General features: G+C 68.2%; 13 protein-coding genes and 2 pseudogenes. 5 read left to right on the top strand and 10 right to left on the bottom strand.

The annotated features are described in order from the left end of the window. Nucleotides 1-5 precede the first annotated feature (5 nt). Genes GEV07_13100 through GEV07_13085 form a run of 4 tightly spaced genes read right to left on the bottom strand, consistent with a single transcriptional unit; the run spans nucleotide 6 to nucleotide 3,573 of the window. Nucleotides 6-1,037 (bottom strand): enoyl-CoA hydratase/isomerase family protein, encoded by a 1,032-nt coding sequence (locus GEV07_13100; protein MQA03607.1) that lies wholly within the window; start codon nucleotides 1,035-1,037, stop codon nucleotides 6-8. Next, entirely contained in the window at nucleotides 827-1,696 is an 870-nt protein-coding gene (locus tag GEV07_13095) for an ABC transporter permease subunit (protein ID MQA03606.1), read from the bottom strand. The genes GEV07_13100 and GEV07_13095 overlap by 211 nt, the downstream gene beginning before the upstream one ends. 20 nt (nucleotides 1,697-1,716) lie before the next feature. Next, nucleotides 1,717-2,754, bottom strand: a complete 1,038-nt coding sequence (locus GEV07_13090; GenBank protein ID MQA03605.1) for a transporter substrate-binding domain-containing protein — start codon at nucleotides 2,752-2,754, stop codon at nucleotides 1,717-1,719. Nucleotides 2,755-2,781: 27 nt separating this feature from the next. Then, complete coding sequence (locus tag GEV07_13085; GenBank protein ID MQA03604.1) at nucleotides 2,782-3,573, bottom strand: ATP-binding cassette domain-containing protein; 792 nt, start codon at nucleotides 3,571-3,573, stop codon at nucleotides 2,782-2,784. Between the two features lie 151 nt (nucleotides 3,574-3,724). On the opposite strand from GEV07_13085, the gene GEV07_13080 reads away from it, so the two are divergent. Continuing rightward, nucleotides 3,725-4,660 carry a LysR family transcriptional regulator gene (locus GEV07_13080; protein MQA03603.1) on the top strand — a complete coding sequence of 312 codons (936 nt, stop codon included), beginning with the start codon at nucleotides 3,725-3,727 and terminating at the stop codon, nucleotides 4,658-4,660. Between the two features lie 404 nt (nucleotides 4,661-5,064). On the opposite strand, the pseudogene GEV07_13075 reads toward GEV07_13080, so the two are convergent. Beyond that, nucleotides 5,065-5,397 (bottom strand): annotated as a pseudogene (locus GEV07_13075) (TetR family transcriptional regulator). On the opposite strand from GEV07_13075, the pseudogene ccsB reads away from it, so the two are divergent. The 3 genes and pseudogenes from ccsB to GEV07_13060 all read left to right on the top strand — a co-directional run bounded on the left by ccsB (nucleotide 5,302) and on the right by GEV07_13060 (nucleotide 7,041). Continuing rightward, nucleotides 5,302-6,247 (top strand): annotated as a pseudogene (gene ccsB, locus GEV07_13070) (c-type cytochrome biogenesis protein CcsB). The pseudogenes GEV07_13075 and ccsB overlap by 96 nt on opposite strands. A 25-nt stretch (nucleotides 6,248-6,272) precedes the next feature. Continuing rightward, the gene (locus GEV07_13065; GenBank protein MQA03602.1) at nucleotides 6,273-6,635 is read left to right on the top strand and encodes a hypothetical protein; all 363 of its coding nucleotides are present in this window, start codon (nucleotides 6,273-6,275) and stop codon (nucleotides 6,633-6,635) included. Beyond that, nucleotides 6,628-7,041, top strand: coding sequence for a hypothetical protein (locus GEV07_13060; GenBank protein ID MQA03601.1), 414 nt, complete (start codon nucleotides 6,628-6,630; stop codon nucleotides 7,039-7,041). Before GEV07_13065 ends, GEV07_13060 begins: the two co-directional genes overlap by 8 nt. Here GEV07_13060 and GEV07_13055 read toward each other — a convergent pair. From GEV07_13055 to GEV07_13045, 3 genes are read right to left on the bottom strand one after another with little or no spacing between them, the layout of a single operon-like run. After that, nucleotides 6,971-7,597 (bottom strand): hypothetical protein, encoded by a 627-nt coding sequence (locus tag GEV07_13055; protein ID MQA03600.1) that lies wholly within the window; start codon nucleotides 7,595-7,597, stop codon nucleotides 6,971-6,973. The two genes, GEV07_13060 and GEV07_13055, sit on opposite strands and share 71 nt — an antisense overlap. An 11-nt stretch (nucleotides 7,598-7,608) precedes the next feature. Next, entirely contained in the window at nucleotides 7,609-9,360 is a 1,752-nt protein-coding gene (locus GEV07_13050; GenBank protein ID MQA03599.1) for a hypothetical protein, read from the bottom strand. 14 nt (nucleotides 9,361-9,374) lie between these two features. Beyond that, nucleotides 9,375-10,439 carry a phytanoyl-CoA dioxygenase gene (locus GEV07_13045; GenBank protein MQA03598.1) on the bottom strand — a complete coding sequence of 355 codons (1,065 nt, stop codon included), beginning with the start codon at nucleotides 10,437-10,439 and terminating at the stop codon, nucleotides 9,375-9,377. A 59-nt stretch (nucleotides 10,440-10,498) separates the two neighbouring features. Between GEV07_13045 and GEV07_13040 the strand changes: the two genes are divergently transcribed. Next, complete coding sequence (locus tag GEV07_13040) at nucleotides 10,499-11,509, top strand: LacI family DNA-binding transcriptional regulator (GenBank protein MQA03597.1); 1,011 nt, start codon at nucleotides 10,499-10,501, stop codon at nucleotides 11,507-11,509. Between the two features lie 9 nt (nucleotides 11,510-11,518). Here the strand turns inward: GEV07_13040 and GEV07_13035 are convergent, their stop codons facing one another. Next, complete coding sequence (locus tag GEV07_13035; GenBank protein MQA03596.1) at nucleotides 11,519-12,508, bottom strand: polyprenyl synthetase family protein; 990 nt, start codon at nucleotides 12,506-12,508, stop codon at nucleotides 11,519-11,521. Nucleotides 12,509-12,555: 47 nt separating this feature from the next. Beyond that, entirely contained in the window at nucleotides 12,556-14,085 is a 1,530-nt protein-coding gene (gene nuoN / locus GEV07_13030; GenBank protein ID MQA03595.1) for an NADH-quinone oxidoreductase subunit NuoN, read from the bottom strand. Nucleotides 14,086-14,118 lie beyond the last annotated feature (33 nt).

The raw sequence follows: 14,118 nt of genomic DNA, 5'->3' as shown, positions 1-14,118 counted from the left end.
CGGCGTCAGGACTGTGCAGCGGCACGCCGGTCCCGCCGCTCGGCGAAGAAGTCTCGCGCAGTGGCCTGCGGCTCACCGGTGCCCCAGGCCACCCGGTCGACCTCCCTGGCGGTCTCGAAACCGTCGGCAAGCCCAGGCCACAACACGTCCCTGATCCGTTGCTTGGTGAGCCGCAGCGCGGTGGCCGGCTGCGCGGCCAGCTGCTCCGCGACCGCGATCGCCTTCGACAGCACGTCTTCGGCCGGTACGACGTGGTGGATGAGCCCGAGCCGTTCGGCTTCGTCGGCATCCATCATCCGCCCGCTGAGCATGAGCTCTGTGGTACGGGAATGTCCCACCGACTGCCAGGTGAGGTACATCCCCGTGATGCTCGGGATCCCCGAGCTCACCTCCGGCTGACCGATGCGCACGCCCGGGTGGGCGACCCGCACGTCACAGATCAACGCCACCTGGTAGCCGGATCCGGCTGCTACGCCGTTGAGCGCGGCCACGACCGGCTTCGGCGTCGACAACACCGCGTCGTAGAGCTCCGCGAACCCGTCCAGCCACACGTCGACCTGGTCGGTGGTGAACCCCGCTGTCTCGTTCAGGTCCTGCCCGGCACAGAACGCGTCACCGGCACCGGTGAGGACGATCGCGTCGACATCCGCGTCCTCCGCCAAGCTGGTGAGCTGCGTCCGCACCTCGCGTTGCATCGACATGTCCCAGGCGTTCAACGCCTTCGGCCGATTCAACGTGAGCACACCGACCCGTCCGGTCAACTCCCGCAACACCTGTGACACGCAACGTCCTCCGTTCGATCGACACCGTGACTCGCAACCGGCACTCAGGCCGCGTCGGACGACTGGCCGACGACCCAACTCATTCGTCGCTCCGCCAGGTATTCCAACAACTTGTCGGTGGCGAACCCGGCAGCACCGATGCTGATCATCGCCGCGACGACATAGTCGAACTTGAACTGGCTGTAGCTGTACATCAACGTGTAGCCGAGCCCGCTCTTCGCACCGAGCATCTCCGCCACCACGACCGTGGTCCATGCGATCGCAGCCGCCACACGCATCCCCACCACGATGTTCGGCAACGCCGCCGGCAGCACCACACGGAAGGTGATCTGCGACGGCCGCGCCCCGAGCATCCGGGCTGCTTGCACCAGCCGGCCCTCCGCGTACCTCGCACCGGAGAGCGTGTTGACGTACACCGGGAAGAACGTGGCCAACGCCGTCAGGAAGATCGCCGGCCGGTAGCCGATGCCGAAGATGATCAGTGCCAGCGGCACCCACGCAGTGACGGAGATCGGCCGGATGGCGTTCACGGACGGATCCACCATCCGCCGCCCGATCCACGAGATGCCGCTGATCAACCCGAGCAGCACACCGAGGAAAGTGCCGATCACGAAACCCAACGCGACCCTCGTCGTGCTGGCACCGAGTGCGCTCAACCACTTGCCGGCAACCGCGTCACCCTGGTTGCCGCCGAAGATCCACGCCCACAGCGCGTCCAGGCACGCGGTCGCCGAAGGGAACAGCCCACCGGCAAGCAGGTGTCGTGACCCGACGTACTGCCAGACCGCGATGACGACCACGGGGATCACCACCGGCAACAACAACCGCAGCCAGATCGGGCGTCCCTTCGTGGGCCGCGGGTCCTCCGGCGCCGTCGCCTCGGCGTCGGCCGGCGACTCGGCTGGTGTCGTCATGGCCTGCTCCTTCGTCGATCTCACGACGACGACTTCCCGAGCTCGGTGGGCGACTTGCCCGTAGCCTTCTCCAGGAAGCTGTAGTCGAGGTGTTCGACGAGCTTCCCCTTGACGCTTGGGTCGAGCTGACCGGCATCGAGCAATGCGGTCTCGACCCGTTGGACCTGGTCCTGGTCGAGGCGGTAGTCCAGGGTCACGTGCTTGAACGCCTCGTCGAGCACCTTGGGCTCACCGGTCGCATGCTTCAGGTAGACCTCCTGCGCGAACGCCGGGTCCTTCTTCAGCTTGGCTTCCATCTCGGTGTACGTCTTGATGATCTCGACACCCCACTTCGGGTGCTTCTCCAGGAAGTCACCTCGCGCGAGGATGCCGCTCGACACCTCGAACGAGTTGTCGAACAGCGTGTCCTGGATCGCCGGTACCCGCTTCGCGACGCCGTCGATGGTCGCCTGGCTGGCCAGCGGTTCGTAGCTGATCGTCGCGTCGACCTCACCGCGCTGGAGAGCCAACATGATGTCGGTGCCGGACTGGAAGTTGACGAACTTCACGTCCTTGCCGAGCTTCATGCCGTTCTTGCGCAAGCCGTTCACCAGGTGGACGTACTCAGCAGAGCCACGGACTCCGCCGACTCGCTTGCCCTTCAGATCCGACCAGCCGTCGACCCCGGCGTCCTTGCCGGCGATGAACGTCGCACTCTTCGTCGAGGCGCCGGCGACGTACTGCAGGTCGACATCGCTCTTGCCCAAGGTGTCGGCGAGGACGTTGTAGCCGACCGCACCGAGGTCGATCGAACCGTTCGTCAACGAGACGAGCGTGTCCGAGGAGCTCTTGAAGTCGGTGAGCTGCAGCCGGAACTCCGGTGAGTCGAGCTGGTCGACGGTGGCGAGCCAGGTGATCCACGCGACGGTCGGTACCCAGCCGACCTTGACGACCACCTTGTTCCCCTCCGCCTGCTGCTCACCGCCGGCGCCACCACCCCCGCCACAGGCGCTGAGTACGGCGAACAGGGCGAGCACGGCTGCGAGTGCGAGAGAACGGCAACGCAGGAGCCGATGCATGTCAGTCTCCAATCGGGGGTTGCTGCGTCACAGGGACTCAGCGACGAGGGCTTGGTCGTGTAGCTGCTCGAACAGGCGGTTGCGCAGGTCGCGGAACACGCTCTCGTTCGTCACCTGATATGCACGCGGGCGCTCGAGTGGAACCTCGATGGTGTCCTGGATTCGCCCTGGCCGTACGGACATCACGTACACCCGATCCGCGAGCAGCAGCGCTTCGTCGATGTCGTGCGTCACGAAGATGACGGTCTTTCTTTCCTTCTCCCACAGCTCGAGCAGCAGCTCCTGCATGATGATGCGGGTCTGCGCGTCGAGCGCACCGAACGGTTCGTCCATCAGCAGCACGGGCGGGTCGTTGATGAGCACCCGCGCCAGCGCGACCCGCTGGCGCATTCCGCCGGACAGCTGCAGTGGCAACCGGTCCGCGAAATCGGATAGGCCCACCCGCGAGAGGTACGTGTGCACCTGCTCGCGCAGCTCGGCGCTTCCGGTGACACCGCGCATCTGCGGGCCGAACGCGACGTTCTTCTCGACGCTGAGCCAGGGGAAGATGTTGGCGTCCTGGAACACCACGCCGCGGTCGGGCCCTGGCCCACTCACCGGTTGCCCACCAACGGTGATCCGCCCAGCCGTGGGATGTCGGAAACCGGCGACGAGATTCAGCAGTGTCGACTTCCCGCAGCCGCTGGGACCGAGCAGGCAGACGAACTCACGGTCGGCGACCTTCAGGTCGACGTCGTCGAGCGCGCGAACCGTTTGCTTGTTACGACGCTTGCCGGTGTGGAAGTCGACGGTGACGTGTTCGAGGGTGATATCCGGCATGGGCTCGCCCCTTCACGCGGTTTCGACAATCCTGCGTAGCGCCCGCGGCAAACGGAAGAGCCTGGGAACTCGGGCTTCTTGTGTCGAGCTGCAGAATTGCTTAACCTCAATCCACCGCTGCGGTACGGGGGTGTGAGGTTGGTGTCCGTGCATGCTGCAAACGAGCTGGCTACATACCTTCGAGGCCGTCGTACGACTGGGCTCCTTCGCGGACGCAGGGCGAGAGCTCGACTACACGACTTCGGCCGTGTCGCAACAGATGGCGGCGCTGGAACGCACCACAGGCCTGCAGCTGTTCGAGCGCCACTCGAGACACATCACGTGCACGCCGACCGCGACGTATCTGTACGAACGCAGCAGCGAGCTGATCGGGCTGCTCTCGCGCGTACAGAACGAGCTGACCAGGCTGTCGGCGGGGAAGGCCGGCCGGATAAGGATCGGCAGCTTCGCCTCTGCGGGCACCGCGCTGCTACCGCGCGCGTTCGAACGCTTCCTGCGCAACCGTGACGACATCGAGGTCACGCTCGACGAGGGCGAACCGCACGACCTGGTGCCGCGCGTAGTGCAAGGCGATATCGACGTCGGCCTGGTGTTCCGCTACGACCTGGTGCCCCGCACCTGGCCGAACGAGCTGCGTGTGATGGAGCTGATGACCGAACCCCTCGTCGTCATCGCGTCGAGCAGGCATCGGTTGGTGCGGCGGAAACGACCAGCCAGCTTCGACCAGCTCACCGACGAGCGATGGATCGCGACACTGGAAGGCACCGCGCTACATTCGTGCCTGCTCGCACGTGGTGTCGCGTCCGGCTTCCGACCCGACATCGCGTTCCGCACCAACAACTTCGCGGCGGTACGCGGCCTGGTGAGCGCGGCGGTGGGCGTCGCGATCATCCCCACGTTCGCGTACGACCCGAGCAAGGACATCAAGGCGCTCACCATCGGGGACGGCCTGCCGCAACGCCACGTCGCGGCGGTCTCGCGCCGCCTCGACGACGGCCCGTTGGTGAACGCGTTCCTCAGGTCCCTGCGCGACGCGGCCGACAGCATGACCGGCTACCGCAAGCCGGTGCCGCAAGGGGCGTCCTAGCCGGGGTCTGCGCCCAGGCCGCGGAGGACGAACGTCGTCACGCGGTCGATGGCGGCGTCGAGCTCGTGCCGGCCCTGGCCAAGCGGGTGGCGCTCCGCGCCGAGGCAGGCGTGCACCAGCGACGCTGCCTCGCCCGGGTCGCCGGCCGCGAACTCACCGCTAGTGATGCCGTCGGCGACGATCTGGGTGAGCAGCGCCGCCAGCGGGCGTACGTGGGCGTGCATCCGCTCGTACGCGTCCGGGCCGAGCAGCGCGGCGAGCTCGTGGCCGGCCGGCTGCGGGTACTCGACGAAGTCGGTCAGCTGCATGCGCACGTAAAGGCTCACCCGCTCGGTGGCCGTGCCCGCGTCGGGCAGCGCGGCGGTGAACGCGTCCATGAACCTGCCGGTCTCGGCCTCGGCATGCGCGATGAGCAGGGCGTGCTTGTCCGGGAAGTAGTGGTAGACGACGCTCCTGGCCACGCCGGCCTGCGTCGCCACGTCCGCGAACGACACCTTCTCCACCCCGCGGGTGAGCGCGAGCTCGCGCACCGCGGCCAGTATCCGCGCGCATCGCGGCACGGTGCTCGTCCAGGTTGCCGGTCGCCGGTGCCATCGCGCCCATGCTAGCCGGCCACCCCGCAGGACCCAGCCTCCCAAATGATGGCTGCACGATGTCGCTATAGTTGCCGACACGATGTAGCTATCAAGCTGGGAGTGTCCGTGGCCGCCAACCCGCTCCTCGTCGCCAGCGATCAGCTGATCACCGGCGCCGTCGCCGCGTACCTGCTCGCACTGCCGCTGTACGGCATCGCGTTCGCGTACCGCCGTGCCGGCGTCGCGGCAGCCGGCGCTCGCCGGTGGCGGAGCGCTCACGTCGCGCCTGCCGGCGATCGCCGGCCGCTACGGCACCGGCCTGGCCGCGCTCGGCGGGTTGCTGCACCTCGGCCACACGGTGACGCTCGGCGTCGCCGCCGGCCGGCCGCCGTGGGGCACGATGGGCGAGTTCGTCGCTGCGCTCACGCTGGCGGCCGTCGGCTGTTTCCTGGTCCTCGCGGTGCGGCACCGCGCGCACTACCTCGGGCCGTTCGTGATGATCGCGGCCGTCGCCGGGGTGGCACTCGCGACGACCGTCCTGCACCGCCCGCTGCCGCAGCTGGTGCCGGCACTGCACTCCTACTGGCTGAGCATCCACGTGACGGCCGCGCTCGCCGCCGCCGGCGCGAACACGGTGGGCACCGCGCTCGTGCCGCTCTGCCCCTACCGGTCGCGCCGCGACAGCAGCGGGTCGCTATCTGACGCCGAGACGCTGGACCGGTTGGCGCAGCGCACGGTCGTGTTCGCGTTCCCGCTGTGGACGCTGGCGATCGTCACCGGGGCGATCTGGGCGGAGGGCGCGTGGGGCAGGTACTGGGGCTGGGACCCGAAGGAGACCTGGGCGTTCATCGCCTGGCTCGCGTACGCCGCGTACCTGCACGCCAGGTCGACCACCGGCTGGCGGGCCAGGCGGGCGGCGGTGATCTGCTGCGTGGCGTACGCCTGCGTGCTGTTCAACCTCGTGGTGGTGAACGTCTGGATCACCGGCCTGCACTCCTACGCACTGCCGTGATCCGCACCTGGAAAGATGACTGGCGATGAACGCAACGCTGTCCACTATCCTCACCTTCGCGCCGCTGGCGGGCGCCCTGTTTGCGCTGGTGATGGCCATCGCGAACAAGCCGATGGGGATGCCTCACCTGGTCGTGCTCGGCATCCTGGAGCTGGGACTGCTCGTGCAGCTGGTCGTCTCGATCGTCGTCCTGGTGCAGGGCGAGCGGCCGGCGGACGGGATGCTGACGTTCCTGCTCTACCTGATCGGCTCGCTGCTGGTGCTGCCGATCGGCGCGGCGTGGGGGTTCATGGACCGCAGCCGGTGGAGCTCGGTCGTCGTGGCGGTCGCCTGCTTGGTGCTGCCGGTGCTGATCGTGCGGATGAACCAGGTGTGGGCCGGTGCCTGACGAACCCCAGCCGGTGCGCCGGCGCGGCCCGGGACGCGTGCTCGTCGCGGTGTACGGGATCTTCACCGTCGCCGCAGGCTCACGGGCGACCGTGCAGATCATCGACAGGTTCCACGAGGCGCCGCTGGCGTACACGCTGTCCGCGTTCTCCGCGGTCGTGTACGCGCTGGCGACGGTGATGCTGGCCCGCCGCGGCCGCACGTCGTACCGTATCGCCGTGGCCGCGTGCACGGTCGAGCTGCTCGGTGTGCTGGTGATCGGCACCGCCAGCCTGGTCGACCCGGGCGCCTTCCCTGACGCCACCGTGTGGTCTCTCTACGGCCGCGGCTACCTCTTCATCCCGCTGGTTCTGCCGGTCGCCGGCCTGCTGTGGCTACGTCGCGCCCGGCCTGCTCCAGCCCCCTGAGCACCTTCATCGCGTAGACGGCACTCTCCACTCCGCCGTCGACGCCGTTCACACACCGGATGCGAATGTGTCCGGGAGCGCCGGTGAAGTAGCCGAGCCAGGTGACCAGGTACACCAGCTCGGCGTCGGTCGGCGACAGTTGAAGGCTCCTGATGTGCACGTTGCCGGCACGCAGCACCTGCCAGCGAATGCCGTGGGCGGCAAGACGCGTCGCGTCCTCGGCCGGCACCTGGTTCACCACCCTCGCCGCGGCACGCGTCGTCGCGTCGAGCTCGACGACGGAGGCGCCATCCGGCACCGCGCGACACTCACCCGACACACCATCGACGAACACCGACGTCTGCCGTGTTCCGCTCCGTCCCCGGCGGGCCGTCGTGACGTCGAGCCGCACCAGCCAGCTGGGGACCAGCACCTGCTCGACGCCGCGCAACGAGTCCGGCGGAGCACCGCGCAGCAAGCGCGCAGGGCTGAACCGGCGGTAGCGCTGCGCGGCGAGCCTGGCGCGTACTCCGTCCGCACCGAGCGCGCCTGGAAGCCGGAGGATGCGTTCGGTCATCGCAGCTCCCGTCACCAGAAGACGATGAGGCTGAGGAAGATCATCAGGCAGATGAACGAGACGCTCAGCAGTACGTCGCGCCGGTACCAGGGCAGGCTCCCGTCCTCAGGGACCTGGAAGGGTCGAACCGGGCCGGCCTCGAGCCGTTCGCTGCTCTGTTCCAGCCACGTCCCACGCACCGCTTCCAGCCGCGTCTGCGCGACCTCGGACAGGTCGGCCGGCAGGACGTCGCGCGTACGGTAGGTGAGGCCCGCGATGTCGGCATCGCGCAACGCGCCCCTGCGCCGCGACACCAGGCCCGAGAACACCGCCATCGACGCCAGCGTGACGGCGGGCGCCCAGAGGTAGGTCCACCAGGTGTTGCTCACCCAGATGGGCACTCCCTCCCAGGCCGCGACGCCAAGCGGCTCCAACCCGCCGCCTGCCACGAACGCGAACACGCCGTACAGCGAGCCCACGATCAGGCCGACCGTCGCAGAACCCCGGTGGAACCTGCTGAACGCACCGACGAGGAAGACCGCTGCGAGCGGCATGACCAACACCGAGGTGAGGGACACGTAGAACTGGAACGCACCCGCCTCGAGGAACGGGATGTACACGAACCCGCTGGCGACGATCAACGGCACGAGCAGCCTGGACACCGTCAGGTAGTGCGCGTCGTCGCCGTCCTTCTTGATGAAGCGTGCGTACACGTCGCGGGTGAAGACGGCAGAGAGCGCGATCGCCACCGAACTGAAGGTGGAGACACCGGCCGCGATCACACCTGCGATCACCAGCCCGACGAGAACGGACGGCAGGTAGTTCTGTACGAGCAGCGGGAAGATCCGGTCGACGACCTCGAGGTCGGGGAACAGCGCGCGCCCCATGATGCCCAAGGTGATGTTGAAGAACATCACGACGACCGTCACCGCGCTGGCGGCGAGCGCGGCCATCTTCATGTCCCACTCCGAGCGTGCCGCAAGGAACCGCATCGTCTGCGTGTGGTTCACGACGTTGTACCCGACGAGCAGGACGATGAACCCGTAGACGGCCAGCGTCGGCGGGACGCCGGGCTCGTCCATCCCTCCGACGTGCAGCATCCACCCGAGGTCGCCGCCCGGCTTGTCGGGGTCGGGAATGGCGTTGAGCTTGTCCTGCAAGCCGTTCCACCCGCCGACCTGCCGGTAGACGAAGAACCAGAGCAGGAACGACCCGACGACCATGGCGAGCCACTGCGGGATGTCGGCGAACGCGGCCGAGATCAGACCACCCAACGCCGAGTAGATCGCAGCGAGCGCAGCGATCCCGACCACCACGACCCACGCCCACACCGGGGAGAGCCCACCGACGACGGTGACCAACAGGTAGATCGACCAGCTCACGTTCCCCAGCACGTTGGTACGGAACTGGAGCTGGATGAACGCCCCCACGACGCGTGAGAACGGCCCGAACCGGTACTCCAGCCACTCCGAGTTGGTGTACACGCCTGACCGGTACATCGGCAGGAACACGAAGTACGAGACCAGGAACCAGCCCAGCGGCAGTCCCAACCACCACGTGGTGAGGTTGCTCAACCCGAAGCCGTAGGCGCCGCCCGCAACCACCACGTAGTCGCCGGAGTCGACCGCCGTTGCGAACGCGGAGAGTCCGACGATCCACCACGGCAGGCCCCTGGCGGCGAGGAGGAAGTCCTTGGCGTTCTTCGTCCTACGAGCGAGGGTGAGGGCGTAGATGCCGATGACGACATTGACGCCGATGGCAATGCCCCAGTCGATGACCGTCATGAGCCATTCCTCAGCTAGGCACAGACGGGTGAGTCAGCGCTCCATCGGTTGAACGAGGGGGTGGATCCGGCGGCAAGATCCGCCCGCGCCGTGTGCCACATCGCGCTCCACGCAGCAGCATCGGAGAGCACGTCCTGCGGACGTGTGCGTGACCGAGCCACGAAGCCGGGGAAATGCGGCCTCCCGGTAGGAGTACCCACCGGTTGATAACGCAGGTCCATACTGATCCGCACCTGGTCGGTGGTGGAGTTCTCCAGCGAGCTGTGCGGGGTGCGTGGATGCATGAGCAGGATGCTCCCTGGCCGCGTGGGCAACGAGACGACCGCGTCCGCGGGCACGTACTTGTCCGGGATGTGAGCGCCCTTGCTGGACGACGGGCAGTGCGCCATCAGGTCGGTGTTACGGGGAGCAGGGATGACCTGCAGGCAGCCGTTCTCGACGGTCGCCTCCGTCAACGGCAACCACACCGTCAGCACCTCGGCGTCGTCGGCCTCCTCGAGCACCACGCCGTTGTCCTGATGCCACGGGATCTTGGCCATCATGCCGTCGCCGGCAGAGATGGTGCCTTCGGGGAGCTTCATCCGCACGTGCCCGACAGGGCTGCAGTAGATGTCCGGGCCGATGATGCTCTCGGCGATGTCGAGCAGGTTGCTGTTGGTCAGCAGGTTGAAACACGCGGGTCCGACGTGCATCGGTGTGTCGGCACGTACTCCAGTTTGCGGCAAGCTGATGTCGAAGTGCTGCGAGACGCTGCGGCCGCGCTCCCTCGTGATGCGGATCAGCCGTTGCCCGAACGGCAGGTCGGCGAAGGTCGACGAGATCTCGCCGCGCTGGTGCAGGGTGACCGCCAGCTCTTCGAGCACCACCTCGTACCCGTCGAGAACCGGCTGCAGATCGCGCTGGACGTCGAGCACACCGTCGAGGACCAGGTAGCCGTCATCCATCAGGGCTGTGGTCTGCGAACTGTCGAGGAACGCCATGACATCTCCCTTGAGGTCACACGTGTACGTTGCTTGCTCGACATCCGAGAATCGATTCTCCGGACAGTAACATCCTTCGCGCACCGTGGGAAGTATCATGTGCGAACAGGTAGCTGCTCCTGGCGCCCACGTCGGCGTCCGAACGAGGCAAATGGGGAATGGCAACGATCAAGGAGGTCGCGGCGGCAGCCGGGGTCGCGCCGTCCGTGGTGTCCCGTCTCCTCAACGGCGACGCCACATTGCGCATCAGGCCGGAGACCCGCGATCGCATCCACGGCGCCGTAGAACAGTTGCGCTACACCCCCAACGTCGCCGCCCGGTCGCTGCGCGGTGCTCGGTCGGGGGCGATCGCCATGGCGCTGCACGAGGTGGTCAACCCGGTCTACGCGGAGATCGTCGCGGGCGCCCAGGCCGCCGCGGCGGACCACGACCAGGCGCTGTTCCTCGGTGACGTCGACAACCTGGCGCAGGGCTCGGGCACCCTCGTACGCCTGATCGACGGCGGTGCACTCGACGGCCTGGTGATTCAGGGGGCGAGCCGCCCGTCGGACGACGTACTCGCGCACCTCGCCAACAAGGTCCCCACCGTCATGCTGCAGGAGGATCCGCGTCCCGGGATCGGCGTGGTCGCGCTGCCGGACGAGCAGGCGGCACGCGTCGCCACCGAGCATCTCGTCGAGCTCGGACACACCCGCGTCGGCTGCGTCACCACCATGCGCGGCACCCGGCACGCGCGCGACCGGCTCCGCGGCTGGCGTCGCGCCCTGCAGGCGGCGGGGATCAAACCAGAACCGACGGACTGGCTGTGGGGACTGTGGAACGAGCCGGAGTCAGGCGCCCGCGTGATGGGCCGCCTGCTCGACCGCAGCCCGGACCTCACCGCGGTCGTGGTGTGCAACGTGATCGCGGCCATCGGCGCGCTGGGAGCCGCCAGCGACCGCGGCTACGAGGTACCGCGCGACATCTCCGTGCTGGCGATCCACGACCTCCCGCTGGCCAGGTTCGTGCGTCCCGCCCTCACCACCGTGCAGCTCCCGCTGGCCGAGCTCGGCCGGCAGGGTGTGGACCTGCTCGCCGACAGCACCCGCGCCGCCGATGCAAGCCTGGTCGTCTCTGAACCGGCCCCCGCCCTGATCCCGCGGGCGTCCACCGCACCCCCACCGGCCTGACCCGGCCGGTCAGACGGTGCGGGCCACCACGTAGTCGCAGAGGGACTCGAACACCGCTCGGGCCGGGCCTTCTGGCAGCGGGGCCAACGCGCTGCGGGCGCGGTCCGCGGTGTCGACGAGCACGTCGTGCGCCTGTTGCATCGCGCGGTGGGCGCGCAGCAGCTCGAGGGCCTCCGCGAGCTTGGCGCCGTCGGCGTCCAGGTCGCTCTCTAGCAGCTCATGCAGGCGAGCGTCGGCCGGGTCGCCGGAGCGGAGTGCGTAGAGCAGCGGCAGGGTACGTACGCCCTCGCGCAGGTCGGTGCCGGGGGTCTTGCCGAACTCGCCGGAACTGCCGGAGATGTCCAGCAGGTCGTCGCTGAGCTGGAACGCCAACCCGATCAGCTCACAGCACTCGGCCACCCGCTGCACCATGGTGTCGTCGGCGCCGCCGAGCATGGCACCGAACCGGCCGGCGGTCGCGATGAGCGACGCGGTCTTGTCGCCGATCACCTGCAGGTAGTGGTCGACCTCGTCCGCACCGTCGTCCGGCCCGATGGTCTCCCTGATCTGACCGTGCACCAGCCGCTCGAACGTCCTGGCCTGGATCCGCACGCACTCCGGGCCGAGGTCGGCCAGCAGGTCGGACGCGCGGGCGAACAGGAAGTCGCCGGTCAGGATCGCGACGGTGTTGTCCCACCGGGCGTTCGCGCTCTGCGCGCCGCGGCGCAGCTCGGCCTCGTCCATCACGTCGTCGTGGTACAGCGTCGCCAGGTGCGTCAGCTCGACGACGACCGCGGCCGGCACGACACCGGTCGCCCGCGGGTCACCGAAGTGCGCGCTCAGCAGCACCAGCAGCGGCCGGAACCGCTTGCCACCCGCCGTCAGCAGGTGTTGCGCGGTCTCGGAGACGAACGGGTAGTCGCTCTTGACCGAGGTCCTGAGCAGTTCTTCCACGGCGTCCAGCCCGGACCGCAGCGACTGGTCGAGGGCGGGGTCCGGTACGGGGAAACCGGTACTTATCGAGGCGCCGCTCGGCACGACTGCTCCACTCCGCTAGAGGGACACCGTCAGCCGACGAACAGGTTCCTGGCCGCCTGTTCGGCCAACTGCAACACGGGTCCGGGCAGGATACCCAGCACTACGGTAACCGCCACCCCGAGCGCGATCGCGATCGAGGTGTACGCACTCGGCGCCGCTACCGTCGCGACGTCTTCCTTCGGCATCTGGAAGAACATCAGCACGATCACGCGCACGTAGAAGAACGCGGCCACCACGCTGCTCAGCAGACCGACGATCACCAGCGGCATCAACCCGCTGTCGACGGCGGCCAGGAACACGGCGTACTTGCCAGTAAACCCACTGGTCAGCGGGATGCCGGCAAACGCGAGCAGGAAGAACGCGAACAGCGCGGCCACCAGAGGCGACCGGCGGCCGAGTCCCACCCAGCGGGAGAGATGGTTCGCCTCGCCGGCGCCGTCGCGGACGAGCGTGACGATCGCGAACGCGCCGAGCACCGAGAAGCCGTACGCGCCCAGGTAGAACAGCGCGCTCGACAGCCCCCGCTCGGACGCCGCGATCACCGCGGTCAGGATGAAGCCGGCATGCGCCACCGACGAGTACGCCAGCATCCGCTTGACGTCCGTCTGCGTGATAGCGAGCACCGAACCGACTACCATGGTGAGGATGGCGATCACCCACATCATCGGCTGCCAGTCCCAGCGCATCCCGCCGAAGGCCACGTAGAAAACCCGCAGCAGCGCGCCGAAGGCGGCGACCTTCGTGCAGGCGGCCATGAACGCGGTGACGGCGGTCGGGGCGCCCTGGTAGACGTCCGGGGTCCAGCTGTGGAAAGGCACCGCACCGATCTTGAACAGCAGGCCGACGCCGAGCAGCGCGAGGCCGGCGTACAGCAGCACGCTGTTCTCGGTGCTCGAACCCGCGGCCTCGGCGATGCCGGCGAGCGTGACCGTGCCGGCGTAGCCGTAGAGCAGCGCAACGCCGTAGAGGAAGAACGCGGACGCGAACGCGCCGAGCAGGAAGTACTTCAGCGCTGCTTCCTGCGAGAGCAGCCGGCGTCGACGAGCCAGGCCGCACAGCAGGTACAGCGGCAGCGAGAGCACTTCGAGCGCCACGAACATCATCAGCAGGTCGTTGGCCGCGGGGAACAGCAGCATGCCCCCGACGGAGAACAGCACCAGCGGGTACACCTCGGTGTGCTCGGAACCCTCGCGCAGCCCGCGGCGTTCCTGCTCGCTGCCGGGCACCGCCGACGCCTCTGCGACGAACGAGCCGCCGGCGGACACCTTGCGCTCGGCCACGAGCAGCAGGCTCACGAACGTCAGCAGCAGGATCGTGCCCTGGATGAAGATGGTCGGGGTGTCCACGCCGACCGCACCCATCGCCGCGACGGTGTGCCCGCCGCCGGCGAAGAACAGCCCCGCGAACGCGAACGCCACCGCGGCGAACGCGAGCGGCACCTGCAGCGACCTTCTGGCCTCCCGCGACGCGAACGCCTCGATGAGCACACCGATGACCGCGGCGCCGAACACGATGAGGATCGGCAGCAGCTGCGTGTACTCGATGGTGGGAGCCTTCATGCGCACCCGCCTTCGTTCTCGTAACCCGTTACG

It is taken from the genome of Streptosporangiales bacterium, from assembly GCA_009379825.1.
GTDB lineage: Bacteria > Actinomycetota > Actinomycetes > Streptosporangiales > WHST01 > WHST01.
This window is presented reverse-complemented; position numbering and strand designations above follow the sequence as displayed.

Bases quoted from the DNA above. Each gene is read 5' to 3' on its own strand.
- GEV07_13100 (MQA03607.1), bottom strand. From the start codon at position 1,037: ATGGACCACGGTCGTGGTGGCGGAGATGCTCGGTGCGAAGAGCGGGCT.
- GEV07_13095 (MQA03606.1), bottom strand. From the start codon at position 1,696: ATGACGACACCAGCCGAGTCGCCGGCCGACGCCGAGGCGACGGCGCCG.
- GEV07_13090 (MQA03605.1), bottom strand. From the start codon at position 2,754: ATGCATCGGCTCCTGCGTTGCCGTTCTCTCGCACTCGCAGCCGTGCTC.
- GEV07_13085 (MQA03604.1), bottom strand. From the start codon at position 3,573: ATGCCGGATATCACCCTCGAACACGTCACCGTCGACTTCCACACCGGC.
- GEV07_13080 (MQA03603.1), top strand. From the start codon at position 3,725: ATGCTGCAAACGAGCTGGCTACATACCTTCGAGGCCGTCGTACGACTG.
- GEV07_13065 (MQA03602.1), top strand. From the start codon at position 6,273: ATGAACGCAACGCTGTCCACTATCCTCACCTTCGCGCCGCTGGCGGGC.
- GEV07_13055 (MQA03600.1), bottom strand. From the start codon at position 7,597: ATGACCGAACGCATCCTCCGGCTTCCAGGCGCGCTCGGTGCGGACGGA.
- GEV07_13050 (MQA03599.1), bottom strand. From the start codon at position 9,360: ATGACGGTCATCGACTGGGGCATTGCCATCGGCGTCAATGTCGTCATC.
- GEV07_13045 (MQA03598.1), bottom strand. From the start codon at position 10,439: ATGATACTTCCCACGGTGCGCGAAGGATGTTACTGTCCGGAGAATCGA.
- GEV07_13040 (MQA03597.1), top strand. From the start codon at position 10,499: ATGGCAACGATCAAGGAGGTCGCGGCGGCAGCCGGGGTCGCGCCGTCC.
- nuoN (MQA03595.1), bottom strand. From the start codon at position 14,085: ATGAAGGCTCCCACCATCGAGTACACGCAGCTGCTGCCGATCCTCATC.